The organism is Massilia sp. Root133 (assembly GCF_001426525.1).
Lineage (GTDB): Bacteria > Pseudomonadota > Gammaproteobacteria > Burkholderiales > Burkholderiaceae_D > Telluria > Telluria orientalis.
The window spans coordinates 401,522-420,119 of the sequence record NZ_LMEW01000001.1 but is presented as its reverse complement, the minus strand read 5'-3'; the positions used below and the strand labels follow the sequence as shown (position 1 = coordinate 420,119).

16 protein-coding genes are annotated in these 18,598 nt (G+C 67.6%); 10 read left to right on the top strand and 6 right to left on the bottom strand.

Annotation, left to right across the window (positions count from 1 at the left end):
* Window positions 1-74 precede the first annotated feature (74 nt).
* The 3 genes from ASD28_RS01915 (at window position 75) to ASD28_RS01910 (ending at window position 3,101) form a co-directional block, all read left to right on the top strand.
* Window positions 75-332, top strand: a complete 258-nt coding sequence (locus ASD28_RS01915) for a hypothetical protein (RefSeq protein WP_036229690.1) — start codon at window positions 75-77, stop codon at window positions 330-332.
* A gap of 20 nt (window positions 333-352) precedes the next feature.
* Window positions 353-523 (top strand): hypothetical protein, encoded by a 171-nt coding sequence (locus ASD28_RS31560; RefSeq protein ID WP_156403645.1) that lies wholly within the window; start codon window positions 353-355, stop codon window positions 521-523.
* Between the two features lie 217 nt (window positions 524-740).
* Window positions 741-3,101: a prolyl oligopeptidase family serine peptidase gene (locus ASD28_RS01910; RefSeq protein ID WP_056123619.1), complete on the top strand. Its 2,361-nt coding sequence runs from the start codon at window positions 741-743 to the stop codon at window positions 3,099-3,101.
* A gap of 91 nt (window positions 3,102-3,192) precedes the next feature.
* On the opposite strand, the gene ASD28_RS01905 is transcribed toward ASD28_RS01910, so the two are convergent.
* Entirely contained in the window at window positions 3,193-4,395 is a 1,203-nt protein-coding gene (locus ASD28_RS01905; RefSeq protein WP_056123092.1) for a urate hydroxylase PuuD, read from the bottom strand.
* A gap of 120 nt (window positions 4,396-4,515) precedes the next feature.
* Here ASD28_RS01905 and ASD28_RS01900 point away from each other — a divergent pair, with 120 nt between their 5' ends.
* Window positions 4,516-5,454: a LysR substrate-binding domain-containing protein gene (locus tag ASD28_RS01900; protein WP_056123089.1), complete on the top strand. Its 939-nt coding sequence runs from the start codon at window positions 4,516-4,518 to the stop codon at window positions 5,452-5,454.
* Between the two features lie 44 nt (window positions 5,455-5,498).
* On the opposite strand, the gene ASD28_RS01895 is transcribed toward ASD28_RS01900, so the two are convergent.
* Window positions 5,499-5,921 (bottom strand): hypothetical protein, encoded by a 423-nt coding sequence (locus tag ASD28_RS01895; protein ID WP_056123086.1) that lies wholly within the window; start codon window positions 5,919-5,921, stop codon window positions 5,499-5,501.
* Window positions 5,922-6,081: 160 nt separating this feature from the next.
* Here ASD28_RS01895 and ASD28_RS01890 point away from each other — a divergent pair, with 160 nt between their 5' ends.
* The 5 genes from ASD28_RS01890 to ASD28_RS01870 all read left to right on the top strand — a co-directional run bounded on the left by ASD28_RS01890 (window position 6,082) and on the right by ASD28_RS01870 (window position 10,425).
* Window positions 6,082-6,651, top strand: coding sequence for an RNA polymerase sigma factor (locus ASD28_RS01890; protein ID WP_056123082.1), 570 nt, complete (start codon window positions 6,082-6,084; stop codon window positions 6,649-6,651).
* Window positions 6,648-7,289 carry a zf-HC2 domain-containing protein gene (locus ASD28_RS01885; protein WP_056123079.1) on the top strand — a complete coding sequence of 214 codons (642 nt, stop codon included), beginning with the start codon at window positions 6,648-6,650 and terminating at the stop codon, window positions 7,287-7,289. The genes ASD28_RS01890 and ASD28_RS01885 overlap by 4 nt, the downstream gene beginning before the upstream one ends.
* Window positions 7,286-8,593 (top strand): S8 family serine peptidase, encoded by a 1,308-nt coding sequence (locus ASD28_RS33140; RefSeq protein WP_056123075.1) that lies wholly within the window; start codon window positions 7,286-7,288, stop codon window positions 8,591-8,593. The genes ASD28_RS01885 and ASD28_RS33140 overlap by 4 nt, the downstream gene beginning before the upstream one ends.
* Window positions 8,539-9,255 (top strand): TorF family putative porin, encoded by a 717-nt coding sequence (locus ASD28_RS01875; protein ID WP_056123074.1) that lies wholly within the window; start codon window positions 8,539-8,541, stop codon window positions 9,253-9,255. Before ASD28_RS33140 ends, ASD28_RS01875 begins: the two co-directional genes overlap by 55 nt.
* Window positions 9,256-9,327: 72 nt before the next feature.
* Window positions 9,328-10,425, top strand: a complete 1,098-nt coding sequence (locus ASD28_RS01870; RefSeq protein ID WP_056123072.1) for a TIGR03118 family protein — start codon at window positions 9,328-9,330, stop codon at window positions 10,423-10,425.
* A 3-nt stretch (window positions 10,426-10,428) separates the two neighbouring features.
* Here ASD28_RS01870 and ASD28_RS01865 read toward each other — a convergent pair whose 3' ends face one another.
* Together ASD28_RS01865 and ASD28_RS01860 are read right to left on the bottom strand one after the other, a co-directional pair.
* The gene (locus ASD28_RS01865) at window positions 10,429-11,718 is read right to left on the bottom strand and encodes an NRAMP family divalent metal transporter (protein WP_056123070.1); all 1,290 of its coding nucleotides are present in this window, start codon (window positions 11,716-11,718) and stop codon (window positions 10,429-10,431) included.
* A 216-nt stretch (window positions 11,719-11,934) separates the two neighbouring features.
* Window positions 11,935-13,746 (bottom strand): DUF885 family protein, encoded by a 1,812-nt coding sequence (locus ASD28_RS01860; RefSeq protein WP_056123068.1) that lies wholly within the window; start codon window positions 13,744-13,746, stop codon window positions 11,935-11,937.
* Window positions 13,747-13,966: 220 nt separating this feature from the next.
* Here ASD28_RS01860 and ASD28_RS01855 point away from each other — a divergent pair, with 220 nt between their 5' ends.
* Window positions 13,967-15,172, top strand: a complete 1,206-nt coding sequence (locus tag ASD28_RS01855) for an ammonium transporter (RefSeq protein ID WP_056123066.1) — start codon at window positions 13,967-13,969, stop codon at window positions 15,170-15,172.
* A gap of 13 nt (window positions 15,173-15,185) precedes the next feature.
* Here ASD28_RS01855 and ASD28_RS01850 read toward each other — a convergent pair whose 3' ends face one another.
* Together ASD28_RS01850 and ASD28_RS01845 are read right to left on the bottom strand one after the other, a co-directional pair.
* Entirely contained in the window at window positions 15,186-17,162 is a 1,977-nt protein-coding gene (locus ASD28_RS01850) for an MHYT domain-containing protein (protein WP_056123063.1), read from the bottom strand.
* 98 nt (window positions 17,163-17,260) lie between these two features.
* Window positions 17,261-18,532, bottom strand: a complete 1,272-nt coding sequence (locus ASD28_RS01845) for a Zn-dependent hydrolase (RefSeq protein WP_056123061.1) — start codon at window positions 18,530-18,532, stop codon at window positions 17,261-17,263.
* Between the last annotated feature and the right edge of the window lie 66 nt (window positions 18,533-18,598).

Sequence of the window (18,598 nt, the reverse complement as noted above, 5' to 3'; positions counted from 1 at the left end):
ACAAAAAGTTCATTTATGACGCGGTTATCCCTATACTGCATCGCAACACGACAGATTTCTCACCGGAGATGACCATGAACACCGCAACGATCAACCAGGCACAGAACAAGACTCTGCGCCAGCACATTGCCGACACCCTGGGCAAGATCCGCACCTTTGCGATCGAACTGTATGAAGCGCACGGCGGCCTGATCGTGCCCGACGCCGCCCAGCCGGGCAGCGGCGCCCTCGCCCGCCGCAAGATGCAGCAGCAGGCTGGCATCATCATCCTGGGTCCGTTCTGCGCAGCCGCGCTGGCGCCGGAAGCCGTCCGCGAAACGCCGAACAACTAATCAAGCCAAGGATACAGATCATGACCCCGTTCGAATACCTCACCGTCGCCATCGCAGCCGCCGCCGTCGTCACCCGTATCGTGATGTTCGTGCGCAACCCGTCGCTGACCGCACCGTCCGAACTGTGGCTGGCGCAAGAGCCGACTGAACTGTGGATGGGCGAGTACGCGAAGCCGAAGGCAGCCGCGTAATATCTGACTGACCACATCGTCTCCACACGCCCGGCATTGGCCGGGCGTTGTCTTTTGTGCGCCGCAATATTCCTTAAGGTCGCCGACGTACTTACGCACGCGCGCCACTCCTGCCAGCGAATCCACACAGCACCATAGTCGGCTGCGCTAGAATGCTTTTTTGCAATTTCTGACCAAGAAAAGCATTCTTGTTCTTCATTTATCCACCCGACTGATGATGCGACTCCCTGTCCTTACCGTTCTTGCCGCACTGCTGGCGCTACCCGCTGCCGCCTCCACACCCGTGACCCTCGACCAGGCCATGGCCAACCCCGACTGGATCGGACCTCCCGTGGAAGCGGCGTGGTGGAACTGGGACGGCAAGCAGGTCATCTACAAGCAGAAGCGCGCCGGGTCGCCCCTACGGGACACCTACCGCGTGAACGCGGCGAAGGCCGGCACGCCGGTACAGGTGACGGACGCCGAGCAGGCGAAGCTGGACAGCCCGGAAATGCTGTACAACCGCGGCCGCACCCGCGCCGTCATCGTGCGCAACGGCGACCTGTTCGAGCGCGACCTCAAGTCGGGCGCCCTCCTGCAGATCACGCGCGGCAGCGGCGTGGCGATCCAGGCCGTCCAGTACACGGCCGACGAGCGCGGCGTGCAGTACCGCATCGGCGACGACTGGTTCGCGTGGGACCGCACCGACCGCGTGACCGGTCCCGTCGCCCTGCCGCGCGCCGCCAAGGATCCGAACGTGACCGAGGCCGACGCGCTGCGCGACATGCAGCTGCGCCTGTCGACGATCCTGAAGCGCCAGAAGGACGAGCGCGACGCCACCCGCGCGCAGGCCGAGGAACTGCGCCGCGCCGACCCGACCCGCGCGCCCGCGCCGATCTACCTGGGCGACAAGGTCGCGATCCTGAACAGCGCGCTGTCGCCGGACGGCCGCTGGCTGCTCGTCGTCACGGGTCCGAAGAACGCGGACAAGGGCCGCGCCGGCAAGATGCCCCGCTACGTGACGGAAAGCGGCTACGAGGAATTCTCGGAAGAGCGCACGCGCGTGGGCCGCAACAACCCCGCGGGCCACGGCCTGAAACTCGTGAACCTCGCGACGCGCGAGGTGAAGGACCTGGCGCTGGACGCCCTGCCCGGCATCGCGGTCGATCCGCTGGCCAAACAGCGCGCGGAGCACAAGCTAGACCCGATCAAGGGCAACCGTCCGGTGATGATCGGCTTCGACGGCGAAGCGATCACGTGGAGCCAGAACGGCGCCAACGTGGCCGTCATGTTCCGCTCGGTGGACAACAAGGACCGCTGGATCGCCACCGTCGACCTGCCGCGCGCGGCGCTCCAGCCGGTGCACCGCCTGACGGACGACGCGTGGGTCAACTACGACAACAATGAATTCGGCTGGCTGCCGGACGGCTCGACCCTGTGGTACCTGTCGGAAGAAAGCGGCTACGCGCACCTGTACGTGCGCGACGCGGGCGGCCGCACGCGCGCGCTCACGCAAGGGCGTTGGGAAGCGGGCGACGTCGCATGGTCGGCGGACGGCCGCACGGCCTGGCTGCTGTGCAACCGCAAGGCGCCGCACACGTACGAGGTCTGCGCCGTCGATGCGGCGAACGGCGCCACGCGCGAAGTCAGCAGCCTCGCGGGCGTGCAGGACTTCCGCCTGTCGCCGGACCAGAACAAGCTGCTCGTCCATTATTCCGGCCCGTACCTGCCGGCGCAGCTCGCGACGGTGCCGTCGCACGGCGGCGAGGCCGTCAGGCTGACGGACACGCGCACGCCCGAATTCAAGGCGCGCGAGTGGATCCAGCCGCAGTTCGTGACGATCCCGTCGACGCATGGCGCCGATCCGATCTGGGCCAAGCTGTACCGCCCCGCGCAGCTGGAGCCGGGCAAAAAATATCCGGTGGTGATGTTCGTGCACGGCGCGGGCTACCTGCAGAACGTCACGCAGCGCTACACGCCCTACTTCCGCGAGCAGATGTTCCATAACCTGCTCGTGCAGAACGGCTACGTCGTCCTCGACATGGACTACCGCGCGTCGAAGGGATATGGCGTCAAATGGCGCACGGCGATCTACCGCCAGATGGGCCATCCGGAACTGGACGATTACCTGGACGGCGTGAACTGGATGATCGCGAACCAGCAGGGCGACGCGGCCCGCGTGGGCGTCTACGGCGGCAGCTACGGCGGCTTCATGACCCTGATGGCCATGCTGCGTGCACCGGACGTCTTCAAGGCCGGCGCCGCGCTGCGTCCCGTGACCGACTGGACCACGTACAACCACGAGTACACGGCCAACATCCTCAATACGCCGGACCTGGATCCGGAAGCCTATAAAACGTCGTCGCCGATCGAGTACGCGCAGAACCTGAAGGGCCACCTCTTGATCGCGCACGGCATGGTCGACGATAACGTGTTCTTCCAGGACTCCGTGCGCATGGCGCAGCGGCTGATCGAATTGAAGAAGGATCACTGGGAGCTGGCGCCGTACCCGCTGGAGCGGCATTCGTTCGTGCAGCCGGAGGCGTGGTATGACGAGTATCGGCGGATTTATCAGCTGTTCGAGCGGACGTTGAAGTAACCCCCTGTCGTCCCCGCGGAAGCGGGGACCCATGCCGAGCTGACTGCGGACACTCAGCATGGATTCCCGCTTGCGCGGGAATGACGATTCATCAGTCGGTCTTCGCCCCGGCTTCGAACCACGCGCCCAACTCGGCGCGTTCCGCCTCCGTCATATTGGTCATGTTCGCCAGCGGCATCGCCTTGAGCTGCACGGCCTGCTGATAGATGCGCGGCGCGTTCTGCGCGATGCCATGCGCGTCGTCCAGCATCACCCCGGCCGGCGCGCTCGCGAACCCGGGCTGCGTCGGATGCGCCGCATGGCATGACACGCAGCGCGCGCGCAGGATCGTCTCCACCCGCGCAAACGGCACCGTCCCCGCCGACACGTTCGGCCGCGGCGGCGCCAGCACCACGGCGAGCCCCAGCAGCAGCACCACGCCGATCGCCGGATACACCCACTCCACGCTGCCCTTGTGGCGCAGGTTGAAGAAGTGGCGGATGAAGACGCCGGCCGCCATGATGGTGCCCAGCACGGCCCACGCGTGCGGGTGGCGGTAGGTCATCGCGAAGTGGTTGCTGATCATGATGAACAGCACCGGCAACGTGAAGTAGTTATTGTGGACGCTGCGCTGCTTGCCGCGGATGCCGTGGACGGGATCCGGCGTCAAGCCCGCGCGCATCGCTTCGACCATCTTGCGCTGCCCCGGAATGATCACCATCGCCACGTTCGCGACCATGATCGTGCCGATCATCGCGCCCACGTGGATGTAGGCCGCGCGGCCGCTGAGGAAGTGAGTGAGCACGCAGGCCGCGCCGACCAGCAGCGCGAACACCACGACGCCGAACGCGAGATCGTGCTTGCCGAGCGGCGAGCGGCACAGCAGGTCGTACGCGACCCAGCCGGCGACGAGGCTCCCGAGTCCGAGACCGATCGCCTGCCAGCTCGACAAATCGGCCACTGACCGGTCGACCATCATCGCCTGCGCATTCAGCCAGTACACGATGACGAGCAGCGCAAAGCCCGACAACCACGTCGAATACGCTTCCCATTTGAACCAGTGCAGCTCCGCCGGCAACTCGGCCGGCGCGACGAGGTATTTCTGCGGATTGTAGAAACCGCCGCCGTGCACGGCCCACAGCTCGCCCGCCACGCCCTTCTTCGCGAGATCGGAACCGGCCGCCGGCGGACGCAACGAATTGTCCAGCCAGACGAAGTAGAACGACGCGCCGATCCAGGCGATGCCGGTGATGACGTGCAGCCAGCGCACCAGCATGTTCATCCATTCGAGACCATACGGGATCAGGTATTCCATCAGCACTCCTCAGCGTGACCGGCAGGCGACACCGTTGTCGATATATTTTCTGGAACATGAAAAATATCGTATATTTAAAATCAGACTACGTATATAACAATCCTATAAAAAAACCTTCCCATGTCCAGCCTGCCCCAGCACCTCGACCTGCACCTGATCCGCATCCTTTATCTGCTGCTCGTCGAGAAGAACGTCTCGCGCGTCGCCCTCAAGCTGAACCAGCCGCAACCGTCGATCTCGGCGTCGCTGCGCAAGCTGCGCGAACTGACGGGCGACCCGCTGCTCGTGCGCGGCGCGCGCGGCATGGTGCCGACGCAGCACGGCGAAAGCCTGCTCAAGCCGGCCAAGCGCATCCTCGACGAGACGGAAAGCCTCTTTGTCCGCAAGACGCCGTTCGTGCCGGAACAGGCCGACCGCACGTTCCACATCGCCGCGCCCGACTACCTCGACACGCAGTTCCTGCCGGGCGTCGTCGCGTCGATCCGGCGCGGCGCGCCGAACAGCCGCGTGACCATCCACCACCTGGGGCCGGGCACGGACTACCTGCGCATGCTGTCGGACGGCGAGATGGACCTCGTCATCGCCAACTGGGACGAGCCGCCGTCGCACCTGCACATCTCGAAACTGTTCGAAGACCCGATCATCTGCACGATGCGCGCCGACAGCGCCTACGCCAAGCGCACGGCGGCCGACGCGATGACGGTCGAGGACTACCTCACGCTGCCGCACATCGCGCCGACCGCGATGCTGCCCGGCTACCACGGCGTGATCGACGCCTTCCTCGAGCGGCAAGGCATGCACCGCAAGGTGGCCGTGGAATCGCCCTATTTCGGCCTGATCCCGTACATGCTCACGCAGACGGACCTCGTGCTGACGACGGGCCGCCAGTTCATCCGGTTCTACGAAAAGACGCTGCCGCTGAAAAACTTCACGGTGCCGATCAAGTTCCCGCCGATGCGTTTCTATCAACTGTGGCACCAGCGCGTGCACCAGTCGCCGGAGCACAAGTGGCTGCGCGACCAGGTGACGGCTGCGGCCAAGGTGGTGGTCAACCGGTAGGCACGCGTGGGCACGCATTTGGGGCCCCCGGCCCCAAATGCCCCCTACTGCTTGGCTTCCTGGCCTTTCTGCGCCTGCATCTCCTGCAGTTTCTGCTGCATCTGCGCCGTCATCTGCTGGAAGTGCACGGCCAGCCGGCGGCACGCGTCCTGCTTCGCTTCGCACAGCACTTTCATCTCGACGAACGTGCCCTCGTCCGTCTTGCGGACCAGGCGCCGCACGACGGCCGGGTAGGCTTCATGTCCTTGCGGCACGAACGACCACACGGCCACCTCCGGTTTCTGGATGGCGTACGTGGTCCAGCCGCCCGGATGGGAGACCTTCGCGTCCGGATTCTTTTGCAGTGCGGCCAGCGCATCGGCGACTTTCTTGTAGCCGAGCGGACGGGGCTCCTGCTTCGACTGGGCGTGGGCCGCGCCGGAAAAGACCAGGGCGGCGGCGAGGAAGGGGATGGCAAGTCGTTTCATGGGGCAAGAATGAATTAGCATGGCGACATCGTGACATGCCCGGCGCGTCCCGGCAACGCCGATCCGTGTAAAAATCACGTGCGGCAAAAAATATTTGCGGAACGCATGAACCTTGGCGCGGCCGGCGGGTATTCACCGCAAAACAGCAGAGAGCGCAAGCGTGGACGGAAAGTATGAAGGAGCGGCCGAGAACGAGGCCAGCCTGGTGGGTCGGGTCGCGGCCGGGGACCGGCGCGCCTTCGAGACGCTGTACCGCGCGTACTTTCCGCGCCTGGCGCGCTTCCTGCAACGTATGACGCGCAGCGTGCCGCTGATCGAGGAAATCGTCAACGACACCCTGCTCGTCGTCTGGCAGAAGGCCGCCACGTTCGACGGCAGCTGCAAGGTGTCGACCTGGGTGTTCGCGATCGCCTACCGCAAGGCCTGCAAGGCCCTGCACGCGCTCGACGAACCGCTGGATGCCCCGGCCGACGAGTGCGCGGCGGACGACGCGGGCCGGCCCGACTGGCGCTTCGAACAGCAACGCCTCGCGCACGCCGTCGACGCCGCCGTCGCCACGTTGCCGCTGGCGCAGCGGGCCGCCTTCCAGCTGACCTTCTATCACGACATGGGTTACGCAGAAATCGCAGAAATCATGGAATGTCCCGTCAACACCGTCAAGACGCGCCTGTTCCACGCGCGCCGCCGCCTGGCAACGCTGCTGGAAGACCAGCTGGAGGTCCGGCCATGAACACACGCACCGACCACCTCGACGCGCAGGACGCCCTGCCCTGGCTCGCCAACGGCACCCTGGCCGGCGCCGAACTGGAACGCGTCCAGGCGCATATTGCAACCTGCGCCCAGTGCCGCGCCGACCTCGCCCTGCTGCGCACGGTGCATGCGGCCGGGCCGGGTCCGGACCTCGACTTCGATCCGGACCGCGCGCTGGCCCGGCTGATGCCCCAGCTGGATGCCCCACCTGTGCAGGCAAGGACAGGCCTGCTGCAACGCTGGCGCGACCGCGCCGCCGCCAACGACCGCACGTGGCTGCGCGCCGCCGTCGCCTTTCAGTTCGGCGCGATCGCGGTGCTGGCGGCGCTGCTGGCGCGCCCTTCCGGGCAGCCGGATTCGCCGGCCAGCTACCGCGTCCTCGGCGCCGCCGGCGCGAACGGCATGGCGCGAGTCGTCGTGACCTTCCGGCCCGACACGCCGGAGGCGGAACTGCGCCGCATCGTGCGCGCCAGCGGTGCGCGCATCGTCGGCGGGCCGACCGTCACGGAGGCGTGGCTCGTCGGCGCGGACGGCCGGCTCGACCCGGTGCTGGCCCGGCTGCGCGCGGAGCCGGCGGTGACGCTGGCCGAACCGCTCGTCGTGGACAAGCAGCCGTGAAAGCCGCCCTCCTCGCCCTGGTCGCGGTCTTGATGGCGTTCGCCTGCGTGGTGCCGCGCGCGAGCGCGGCTACGCAGGCGGCCACGCACCCTGTCTCGACGCCGGCACCGGCCACGCGCCAGGTGCTCGTGATGCTGCGCATGCCCTCGCCGCACTTCCGGCCCGACGGCGCCTACGGCGGCGGCTACACGGAGGACGGCACCCGCGCCGCGCGCCGCCGCGTCGCGCGCGACCTCGCCGCCACCTACGGCCTGCGCGTCGTCGACGACTGGCCGATGCCCGCCATCGGCATCGACTGCTTCCTGATGGAGGACACGGGCACGGGCCCCGTCGACCGCCTGCTCGACACGCTCGCGCACGACTCGCGCGTCGCATGGGCGCAGGCGATCCAGGACTACCACGGCCTGGCCGACGGCGACCCGCTGCTGCCCGTGCAGCCGGCCACGCACGCATGGCAGCTGCCCGCGCTGCACCGCGCCAGCACGGGACGCGGCGTGACGGTGGCCGTCATCGACAGCGGCGTCGATGCGAACCATCCCGACCTCGACGGCCAGATCAAACTGCGCCGCAACTTCGTCGACGCGTATCCGGACGGTGCGGAAGCGCACGGCACGGCCGTCGCCGGCATCATCGCGGCGCGCGAAGGCAATGGCCTGGGCATCGCGGGCATCGCGCCCGGTGCCAAACTGCTTGCGCTGCGCGCGTGCTGGGAGACGGCCGGGCCGCCCGCCCGCTGCAACAGCTTCACGCTGGGCAAGGCGATCAATTTTGCGTTGATGAGCGATGCGCGCGTCATCAACATGAGCCTCGGCGGCCCGCGCGACCGGCTGCTGGAAACCCTGCTCGACGCGGCCCTCGCGCGCGGCGTGACGCTCGTCGGCGCGGCCGATCCGGCGCAGCCCGACGGCGGCTTTCCCGCGTCGCATCCGGGCGTGATCGCGGTGGCGTCCGACACGCAGCGCGCGCCGCCGCCCGGGTCGCTGCGCGCGCCGGGGACGGACGTGCCCACGTCGCTGCCGGGCGCGCGCTTCGGGCTAGTGTCCGGCTCGTCGTACGCGTCGGCCCACGTGGCGGGGCTCGCCGCGCTGGTGCTGGAACTGCGTCCCGGAACAACGCCGGCCAGGCTGCGGGCCGACCTCGACGGCGGCGCACGCATCGTGCCCGCCGCGCTGGCCTCCGGCGCCGGACAAGCTGGTAGCATAGACGCCTGCGCGGCCGTTGCGCGCGCCGCCGGAGCCTGTTTCTGCCTATGCCCATCGACGACCACGACCGCCAGCCTTCCCTCCCCGCGCCCGCCGCACTGAAACCCGTCGCGGGCGCGTTCGCATTCTTCACCGCCGCCCTCTGCGCGGCGCCCGGTGCTTTGGCCCAGACCAGCGCCGACCTCTCCGTCGTGTCCGAATACACGGTGCGCGGCGTCTCGCAGGGCCGCAATCCCGCCGTGCAGCTGCGCGTGGACCACGACTTCGACGGCGGCTGGTACGCCGGCACCTTCGCGTCGCCCATCGACCTGTACGGCCGCGGCCAGGGCCTGCTGATCGTCTACGGCGGGCGGGCGCTGCCGCTGACCACGCGGCTGTCGTGGGATGCCGGCGTCACGCGCACGATCTATTTGCGCAACCACGAAGTCGACTACCACGAGTTCTACGCCGGCCTCACGTATGACCGCGTCAACGCGAGAATCTCGTATTCGCCCGCGTATTACGGCGGGGGCCGCACGGTGTACCTCGACCTGAACGGCGGCATCCCGCTGGGCGAGCGCGTGGCGCTGGCCCTGCATGCCGGGCTGCTGCATCCGCTCGATAGCGATTACCACTGGAGCGACCGGGACCGCGCGGACCTGCGCGCCACGCTCGCATACGACACGGGCGACTGGCGCCTGCAGGCCGGCGTGCAGACCCTCGTGCACGGCAGCGGCCTCCCGCGCGCCCGCGCCCTGTTCGCCGGCGCCAGCCTGCGTTTCTAAAAGGTGCGATCCGATTGAACCTTGCGCGTGGACGAGGGCATTAACGTCGTCCCCTTCCCCTGAGGTGCAATCATGAACCTGCAATCGAATCCGGCCGCGCGCCTCCTGTGCGGCATCGTCCTCGGCGCCGCCGTCGCGGCCTGCGGCGGCGGTGGCGACGACCATCCGATGACGCCGCCCGTCACCATGCCGCCGGCCATCACGAGCGCCTTCACCACGACGGCCCTCGTCACCGACCAGTCCAGCGGCGCGGCCCACACCGACACCCATCTCGTCAACGCGTGGGGCCTCGCGTTCAACCCGACGGCCTTCGTCTGGGTCGCCAACAACGGCACGGCGACGTCCACGCTGTACGACGGCAACGGCGTGCCGCAGACGCTCGTCGTCACGGTTCCCGCCGGCGTCACCGGCATCGTCTACAACGGCAGCCAGGACTTCAAGGTCACGCAGAACGGCGTGACGGGCGCCAGCCCCTTCATCTTCGTGGGCGAGACGGGCACCGTGTCGGGCTGGTCGCCGGCGGTCAATCGCACGAACGCCGTGACGGCCGTCGACACGGGCGGCAGCGCCGTTTATAAAGGCCTGGCCATCGGCGCATTTTCGGGCGCGAACTACCTGTACGCGGCCGACTTCCGCAACAACCGCATCGACGTCTACAACGCCGGCTTCCAGAAAGCCACGCTGCCCGGCGGCTTCACCGATCCGAACCTGCCGGCCGGCTACGGGCCGTTCGGCATCCAGGCCATCGGCGACCGCATCTACGTGGCCTATGCGCAGCGCGAGACGGCCGGCAACGACGAGGTCAAGGGCGCGGGACTGGGCGTCGTCGACGTGTACGACATGGGCGGCGTCTTCCTGCACCGGCTGGCGGCGGGCGGCGCGCTGAATGCGCCGTGGGGTATGGCGCTGGCGCCCGCCAACTTCGGGGATTTCAGCAACGCGGTGCTCGTCGCGAACTTCGGCGACGGCAAGATCAACGCCTACAACCCGTCCACGGGCGCGTTCATCGGCACCCTGTCGAAGGCCGACCGCACGCCCATCGTCATCGACGGCCTGTGGGGCATCGCGTTCGGCAACGGCGTGCAGAACCAGCCCACGAACACGCTGTTCTACACGGCAGGTCCGAATGACGAGGCACACGGCATCTACGGCCGGATCGACCTGCAGTAAATGTCAGAAGAAGGACGCGAACATCGCGATCGTCGCCGCCGCCATCACGCCGGTGCACAGCCAGCCCATGGCGCGCAGGCGCGGCGCGATCGTCAGGTTGCCCATGATGCGTGGGCTCGACGCCACCAGCATCATGATCGCCATCACGGGCACGGCGATGACGCCGTTCAGCACCGCGCTCCAGTACAGCGCCTTGATCGGATCGATGGGCATGAAGTTGATGCCGACGCCCGCCAGCGTGGCGACGATGATGATGCCGTAGAACTTGCGCGCGGCCGAAAACTCCGCGCCCAGGCTGCTCTTCCAGTGGAACGTGCCCGCCATCGCATACGCGGCGGAACCGGCCAGCACGGGGATCGCGAGCAGGCCCGTGCCCACGATGCCGAGCGCGAACAGGACGAACGCGAGTTCGCCCGCGACGGGTTTTAAAGCCGATGCGGCCTGCGCCGACGACTGGATGTCGTGCACGCCCTGCGCGTGCAGGGTGGCGGCGGTGGTGAGCATGATGAAGAACGCGACGCTGTTCGACACGCCCATGCCCACGAGCGTATCGAAGCGGATGCGGCTGAACTGGCGCTCCACCTGCTCGGGCGCCTGCCGCAGCGGCTGGGCGGCATCGTCCGCGCGCAGCTCTTCCACTTCCTGCGACGCCTGCCAGAAGAACAGATAGGGACTGATCGTCGTGCCGAAGACGGCGACGATCGTCGTGAGGTAGTCCTTGTTCCATGCGACGCGGGGCCACACGGTGGTCTTCAGCACCACGCCCCACGGCACGTGGACGACGAACACGGTGGCCACGTACGCGAGCAGCACGAGCGTGAGCCACTTGAGCAGGTTCACGTAGCGCTGGTAAGGGATGAACACCTGCAGCAGCACGGACAGCACGCCGAAGCCGACGGCATACCACAGCGGCCGGCCGGGCACGACGAGCGACATCGCCTCGCCCATCGCCGCCACGTCGGCCGCGATGTTGATGATGTTCGCGACGAGCAGCAGGCCGACCACGCCCCACACCACCTGGCGCGGCGCATAGCGCTGCAGGTTGGTGGCGAGGCCGCGCCCCGTCACACGGCCGATGTTGGCGCTGATGACCTGGATGGCGGCCATCAGCGGATACGTCAGCAGCAGGGTCCACAGCAGGTTGAACCCGAACTGGGCGCCAGCCTGCGAATACGTGGCGATGCCGCTCGGGTCGTCGTCGGCCGCGCCGGTGATCAGGCCCGGGCCCAGCTTCGACAGCCAGGTCGAGGCTTCCGGCGACGGGGGCGCGATGGTGGGTTCATCGGGTTTCATGAAACCCATCATGCACCCATGTGGGGCGGGGATATGTACGGTTGCGCACACTGTGCGAGGAACGTAATCTCAACCGACTTGTGTTAGCTTCAAAACGTCGTCCCCGGACTGGCCGTCCGCCTTGGCGGGGATCCAAGTTTGCATGCATTACGGCACGCTTAAAACTTGGGGGGATAGCGCCGGGGGCGCTATCCCGCCTTCGCAGGGGCGACGGTTCTATTTTTCCGACTGGATCCACTTCTCCACCTGCGCCTGCAGGATCGGCAACGGCAGCGTCCCATCCCCCAGCACCACCGCGTGGAACTTCGGGAACGTGAACTTCGGTCCGAGCTCCTTCTGCGCCCGCGCGCGGAGGTCGAGGATCTTCAGCGCGCCCACCTTGTACGCCAGCGCCTGGCCCGGCCACACCATGTAGCGCTCGATCTGGTTCGACGCGCGCGCCTCGTTGTAGCCCAGGTTATCCATCATGTACTTGACCGCCTGCTCGCGCGACCAGCCCTGCGCGTGCATGCCCGTGTCGACGACGAGGCGCACGGCGCGCAGCAGTTCGTCGTTCAGGTGGCCGTAGTACGCGGCCGGATCGTCGTACAGGCCGAAGTCGCGGCCCAGCGTCTCGCAGTACAGCGCCCAGCCTTCCGTGTAGGCGGCGGCGCTCGGGTGCTCGGTGAAGAACTTGCGGAAGTCCGGCAGCGGCAGCTCCTTCAGCAGCGCCGCGTGCAGGTGGTGGCCCGGCACACCCTCGTGCAGGAGGAGGCTCGTCATGCCGACCGTGCTGTACTCCTTCGGGTCGTTGACGACGGCCCAGAACACGCCCGGATGCGACCCGTCGGCCGCGACGGGCGTGTAATGGTCGGACGCCGTGGCGCGCGTCAGCTCCGGCTCCAGCTGGATGTCCAGCTTCGCCTTCGGCAGCAGGCTGAAATACTGCGGCAGCTTCGCTTCGACAGCGGCATAGATGGCGCGGTAGCGCTCCAGCACCTCCTGGTCGGTCTTGAACGGCTTGAAGCGCGCCTGCGCGGCGACCCATTGCGGGAAGGCCTTCAGGGGGCCGTCGTAGCCCAGCTTCGGCGCCAGGGTCGCCATCTGCTGCTGGATGCGCGCCACTTCCTTCTCGCCCAATGCGTGGATCTCCGCCGGCGTCAGGTCGAGGTTCGTGTTGTTGCGGATGCGGGCCTGGTACCACGCGGCACCGTCCGGCAGCGCGCCATAGCCGGCCGTCGTGCGGCCCGCGGGCAGGTAGTCCTTCTCGAGGTAGGTGTTCAGGCGCGCGAGCGCGGCGTCGATCCTTTGTGCGGCCTGGCGGTAGCCGGCCGTGAGCGATTTTCTATCCGCGTCGGAGAACCCGGCCGGCAGGTTCTTGATGGGCGTGTAGAAGATGCTCGCTTCCGGATCGGTCGCGGCCAGCTGGCGGAACTGCGGCAGCATCTTGGCCGTGATCGCCTTCGGCTGCACGACGCCCTTCTTGACGCCTTCCTTCATGTTGGCGATGGCCTGGTCGATCCATGCCGGCAGCTGCTCCAGGCGCGACAGGTAGGCGCGGTACTGGGCCGGCGTCGCCAGCGGCTGCGAGCCCGTGCCGCTCGCGTAGTTCGCCAGGTTGCTCGGAATGTTGTCGAAGTGGTTCAGCGGCAGCAGGTGCTCGGGAAAGCGCGCGAGGTCGAGCTGGGCGCGGATCTCGAAAGCGAGGATGTCGTAGTTCAGGCGCGCCTTCTCCGACAGGTGCGTCTTGTCGATCTTCTGCAGGTCGTCCAGCAGCCTGTGGTTCTGCGCGAAGTAGCGGGCGCGGACCTTCGGGTCGATCGCCATGCCGATCTGGTCGTCGTAGCGGCTGTCGCCGTTCGCGGTCGCGTACAGCATCGGGTCGAACCGGGCGCGCGCATCGTAGAAGCGGGCAGCGATGCGGTCGACCTGGCGTTCGGCCGACGAAGCGGCGGGGGACGTCTGGGTCGTTGCGGCGTGGGCGGACAGGATAGGTGCGCCGGCCGACAGCAAAGCCGCGAGGATGGCGGCGTTCATCGTGCGATTCATGGGTCTCCTTTGTGAGGTTGTTGCTTGACAGCATACTACGATTGCCGGATCGACCACACCTCCCCATTTTGGCGCAAATACGCACCGCGACGGTGCTCGTGCACGCTTGCGGGGCAACCCATCGGGCATGCCCACTGGGAGTGCGCCTCTTCACCAAATTGGAACGTTTATTGCTACCCAGAAGTGCAATCAGACCAACTTGCACTTTTTTGGAGTACGCATGGATGCATTCAAAAGCGGAGCGGACGCGCTCTTCATCTTGCTCGGCGGGATCATGATCCTGGCGATGCACGCCGGCTTCGCCTTCCTGGAATTGGGCACGGTACGCCGCAAGAACCAGGTCAACGCGCTGGTAAAAATCCTGATCGACTTCGCCGTTTCCACCATCGCCTACTTCTTCGTCGGCTATGGCATCGCCTACGGCATTCACTTCATGGGCGCCACGAGCACCCTGGTCGCCAAGAACGGCTACGAACTGGTGAAGTTCTTCTTCCTGCTGACGTTCGCCGCCGCGATCCCCGCCATCATCTCGGGCGGGATCGCCGAGCGCGCCAAGTTCCACCCGCAGATGGCCGCCACCGCCCTGCTCGTGGGCTTCGTCTATCCGCTGTTCGAAGGCATCGCCTGGAACAATCGCTTCGGCATCCAGGACTGGCTTGCCTCCGCATTCGGCGCGCCGTTCCACGACTTCGCCGGCTCCGTCGTCGTGCACGCCGTCGGCGGCTGGGCCGCGCTGCCGGCCGTGCTGCTGCTGGGCGCGCGCCGCGGCCGCTACACCAAGGATGGCCGCATCTCGGCGCACCCGCCGTCGAACATCCCGTTCCTCGCACTGGGCGCGTGGATCCTCACGGTCGGCTGGTTCGGCTTCAACGTGATGAGCGCACAGACGCTGGACAAGATGAATGGCCTCGTCGCCGTCAACTCGCTGATGGCCCTCACGGGCGGCACCCTGACCGCCTTCGTGCTGGGCAAGAACGACCCGGGCTTCGTCTACAACGGTCCGCTGGCCGGCCTCGTCGCCGTGTGCGCTGGATCGGACCTGATGCATCCGATGGGCGCGCTCGTGACGGGCGCGATCGCGGGCGCGATCTTCGTCGTGATGTTCACGCTGGCGCAGAACCGCTGGAAGATCGACGACGTGCTGGGCGTGTGGCCCCTGCACGGCCTGTGCGGCGCGTGGGGCGGCATCGCGGCCGGCATCTTCGGCAGCCAGGCGCTGGGGGGACTGGGCGGCGTGTCGCTCGCGTCGCAGATCGTCGGCACCCTGCTGGGTGTCGCCATCGCCGGCATCGGCGGCATCATCGTCTACGGGTTGTTGAAGGCGACCGTCGGGCTGCGCCTGGACGCCGAACAGGAATTCGACGGCGCCGACCTGGCCATCCACCGCATCAGCGCCACGCCGGAACGCGAAACCACGTTCCAATAAGCTGATTGTCCCGTCACGCTTCGCGCGCGGTGGCGACGAGGCGCCGGATCGCGGCCGCCAGCGCCGCCGGCTCCACGGGCTTGGCGAGATAATCGGTAAAACCGGCCTGCAGCGCCTTGGCGCGATCGTCCTGGCGGGTGAATGCCGTCAACGCGATGGCGGGAACGTCCGCCGTGGCCGCGCGCCGGCGGATGCGCCGCATCAGTTCGAAGCCGTCGACTTCGGGCATGCCGACGTCGCTAACGATCACGTCCGGCACCTCGCGCTCCAGCAGGGCCAACGCGGCGCTGGCGCCCGGCGCCGTCATCGTGGCGGCGCCGCTGTACGACAGGATCTGTTCCAGCACGTCGAGCGTATCCGGCGCGTCGTCGATCACCAGCACCCGCACGCCGGTCAGGTCGGCCAGGTCGTCCGTGCCCGCCTGCGCCATCGGGAGCACGCCCGTTCCCGGCACCGTGACGGCGCTCGGGCGCGCAAGCGGCAGGCGCACCGTGAACGTGGTGCCCGTGTGCACGCCGGCGCTGTCCACGACGATCGTCCCGCCATGCAGTTCGACGAGCTGCCGCGCGATCGACAACCCCAATCCCAGGCCGCCGTGCTGGCGCGAGATCGACGCATCCTGCTGGCGGAAGCGGTCGAACACGTATGGCAGGAAGTCCGGCGCGATGCCGATGCCGGAATCGATCACGCGGATCACGGCGTCGTTGCCGTCGCGCCCCAGCAGCACCTGCACGCTGCCGCCCGACGGCGTGAACTTGACCGCGTTCGCCAGCAGATTCCACAGCACCTGCTGGAGCCGGCCCGGATCGGCGCGCACTTCGAGCGGCAACGTGCCCGGCTCGCGTCCCAGGTCGGCGCGCAGGGCGATCATCTTGGCCGAGGCGGCCGGGTGCACGGTGCCCAGCGCCGCCTCGATGATGCGGGAAGGGTCGACCGTCTGCACGTCCAGGCGCACGGTGCCGGAAATGATGCGGCTCATGTCGAGCAGGTCGTCGATCAGCTTGCCCTGGGCGCGCGCGTTGCGCTCGATGGTCTCCAGCGCGCGTTTCATGGTCGCCTCGTCCTTCACGCCCCGCTGCAGCATGCCGGCCCAGCCGAGGATGGCATTCAGCGGCGTGCGCAGCTCGTGCGACAGGGTGGCGAGGAATTCGTCCTTCAGTGCGGACAGGCGTTCGGCTTCGTCGCGCGCGACGCGCTCGCGTTCCAGCAGGTGCTGGCGCTCGGCCGCCGTCGCCTGCGACATGGCGAGGATGCGCGCGTTCGCTTCCAGGTGCGCGTCGAACACGGACGCGATGAGAGCCAGGCCCAGCACGCAGAACGTGGCCAGCACGACGAGCGTGGCGAGGCTGTCGCGATGCACGCCGACGCGCGCGGCCATGCACACGCTGTCGGCCGGGAAGTTCGCGGCCGCCATGCCCGTGTAATGCATGCCGACGATGGCACAGCCCATCACGACGGCGGCGCCGATGCGCGGCACCCACACGTCCGGCGTGCTGCGGCGCAGCCGGAACGCGATCCACAGCGCCAGCGCCGACGCGCCCACGGCGATCAGTACCGAGAGCGCGAACAGCAGCGGGTCGTACACGATCCCGGGCTGCATGCGCATGGCGGCCATGCCCGTGTAATGCATCGCATTGATGCCGACGCCCATGATGACGGCACTGACGCCCAGGCGCACCGGGCCCAGGTCCGCGCGGCTCACCTGCCACAGCGCCAGGCCGGACGCCAGGATCGGCAGCACCAGCGAGACGAGGGTGATGGGGATGTCGTAGGCGACCGGGATCGGGAGACGGAACGCCAGCATCCCGACGAAGTGCATGGCCCAGATCCCGGAGCCCATCGCGATCGCGCCGCCCAGCATCCAGGCGAACTTCGTCCGCCCGGCGGCTTCCGCGACCCTGCCCGCGAGGCTGAGGGCGGAATACGACGCGACGATCGCGACGAGGATCGAAGTCAGGACGAGCGGGGTTTCATAGTATCCGGTCAGCATCGTCGGTCAGACGCGTGCCGCCCGGCGGGCGGCTTCGGACCACAGTATGCTACCGGCGCGTCCGATCGGCCAGAATAGTAACAACAAATTGCATGTTGTTACTTTTGAGCAACAATCTCATCGGCCGCGGACGTGGAAACGATGCCGGCCCGTTCCAGCATCGCGTGCAACAACACGTTGCAGCCGGCTTCCAGGTGGCCGGGCTGGGCATCCTCGATCTCGTTGTGGCTGATGCCGTCCTTGCACGGCACGAAGATCATGCCGGCGGGCGCCAGCCGCGCGACATAGATCGCGTCGTGGCCGGCGCCGGACACCACGTCCATCGTCGAATAGCCCAGCCGTTCCGTCGCGGCGCGCACGGCGCCCACGCAATCCGGGTGGAACGGGCAAGGCGGATAGTACGACACGCGCTGCAGGTCGATGCCCAGGCCCGTCTCGCGCCGCGTGCGCTCGACGAACGCCTCGATCTCGCCGTGCATCGTGTTCAGCAGCTCGTCGCTGACGTTGCGCAGGTCGATGCTGAACTTGACCTGGCCGGGGATCACGTTGCGGCTGTTGGGGAACACCTGGACCATGCCGACGGTGCCGCGGCCGTACGGCGGGTAGCGGTTGGCGATGGCGACCGTCTCCCGCATGATGGTCGTCGCGACCTGCAGCGCGTCGCGCCGCAGATGCATCGGCGTGGGGCCGGCGTGCGCTTCCATCCCGGTCACGGTGCAGTCGTACCACGACAGGCCCATCACGGCGGGCACGACGCCGATCACCTTGTTCGCGTCCTCCAGCACGGGGCCCTGCTCGATGTGGGCTTCGAAGTAGGCGCCGATCGGGTGGTCGCCGGGCGTCTGCTCGCCCTGGTAGCCGATCCTCTGGAGTTCCTCGCCGACGGATTTGCCGTCGACGTCGCGCGCCGCATACGCCGTCTCCAGGCTGAACGCGCCGCAGAACACGCCGGAGCCCATCATCACGGGCACGAAGCGCGAGCCTTCTTCGTTCGTCCAGAACGCGACTTCGATCGGCGCCTCGGTCCGGATGCCCCGCTCGTTCAGCGTGCGCACGACTTCGAGGCCGGCCAGCACGCCGTAGTTGCCGTCGAACTTGCCGCCGGTCGGCTGGGTGTCGATGTGGCTGCCCGTGACGACCGGGGGCAGGCTCGGATTCGTGCCCTCGCGGCGCATGAACACGTTGCCGATTTTATCTACGGTGACGCCGAGGCCTTCCGCTTTCGCCCATTGCACGACGAGGTCGCGGCCCTGGCGGTCGAGGTCCGTCAGGGCGAGGCGCTTCACGCCGCCCTTCTCGGTGGCGCCGATTTGCGCCAGTTCCATCAGGGCGTTCCAGAGGCGGGTGCCGTTGATGCGCAGGTCGTTCATGGTTTGCTCTCCAGTTGGTGCTTGCATCATCGTCATCCTCGCGACAGCGGGGACCCATGCTGAGTG

Bases quoted from the DNA above. Each gene is read 5' to 3' on its own strand.
- ASD28_RS01905 (WP_056123092.1), bottom strand. From the start codon at position 4,395: ATGGAATACCTGATCCCGTATGGTCTCGAATGGATGAACATGCTGGTG.
- ASD28_RS01845 (WP_056123061.1), bottom strand. From the start codon at position 18,532: ATGAACGACCTGCGCATCAACGGCACCCGCCTCTGGAACGCCCTGATG.
- ASD28_RS31560 (WP_156403645.1), top strand. From the start codon at position 353: ATGACCCCGTTCGAATACCTCACCGTCGCCATCGCAGCCGCCGCCGTC.
- ASD28_RS01885 (WP_056123079.1), top strand. From the start codon at position 6,648: ATGAACACACGCACCGACCACCTCGACGCGCAGGACGCCCTGCCCTGG.
- ASD28_RS01875 (WP_056123074.1), top strand. From the start codon at position 8,539: ATGCCCATCGACGACCACGACCGCCAGCCTTCCCTCCCCGCGCCCGCC.
- ASD28_RS01895 (WP_056123086.1), bottom strand. From the start codon at position 5,921: ATGAAACGACTTGCCATCCCCTTCCTCGCCGCCGCCCTGGTCTTTTCC.
- ASD28_RS01860 (WP_056123068.1), bottom strand. From the start codon at position 13,746: ATGAATCGCACGATGAACGCCGCCATCCTCGCGGCTTTGCTGTCGGCC.
- ASD28_RS01900 (WP_056123089.1), top strand. From the start codon at position 4,516: ATGTCCAGCCTGCCCCAGCACCTCGACCTGCACCTGATCCGCATCCTT.
- ASD28_RS01855 (WP_056123066.1), top strand. From the start codon at position 13,967: ATGGATGCATTCAAAAGCGGAGCGGACGCGCTCTTCATCTTGCTCGGC.
- ASD28_RS01865 (WP_056123070.1), bottom strand. From the start codon at position 11,718: ATGAAACCCGATGAACCCACCATCGCGCCCCCGTCGCCGGAAGCCTCG.
- ASD28_RS01915 (WP_036229690.1), top strand. From the start codon at position 75: ATGAACACCGCAACGATCAACCAGGCACAGAACAAGACTCTGCGCCAG.
- ASD28_RS01870 (WP_056123072.1), top strand. From the start codon at position 9,328: ATGAACCTGCAATCGAATCCGGCCGCGCGCCTCCTGTGCGGCATCGTC.
- ASD28_RS01910 (WP_056123619.1), top strand. From the start codon at position 741: ATGCGACTCCCTGTCCTTACCGTTCTTGCCGCACTGCTGGCGCTACCC.
- ASD28_RS01850 (WP_056123063.1), bottom strand. From the start codon at position 17,162: ATGCTGACCGGATACTATGAAACCCCGCTCGTCCTGACTTCGATCCTC.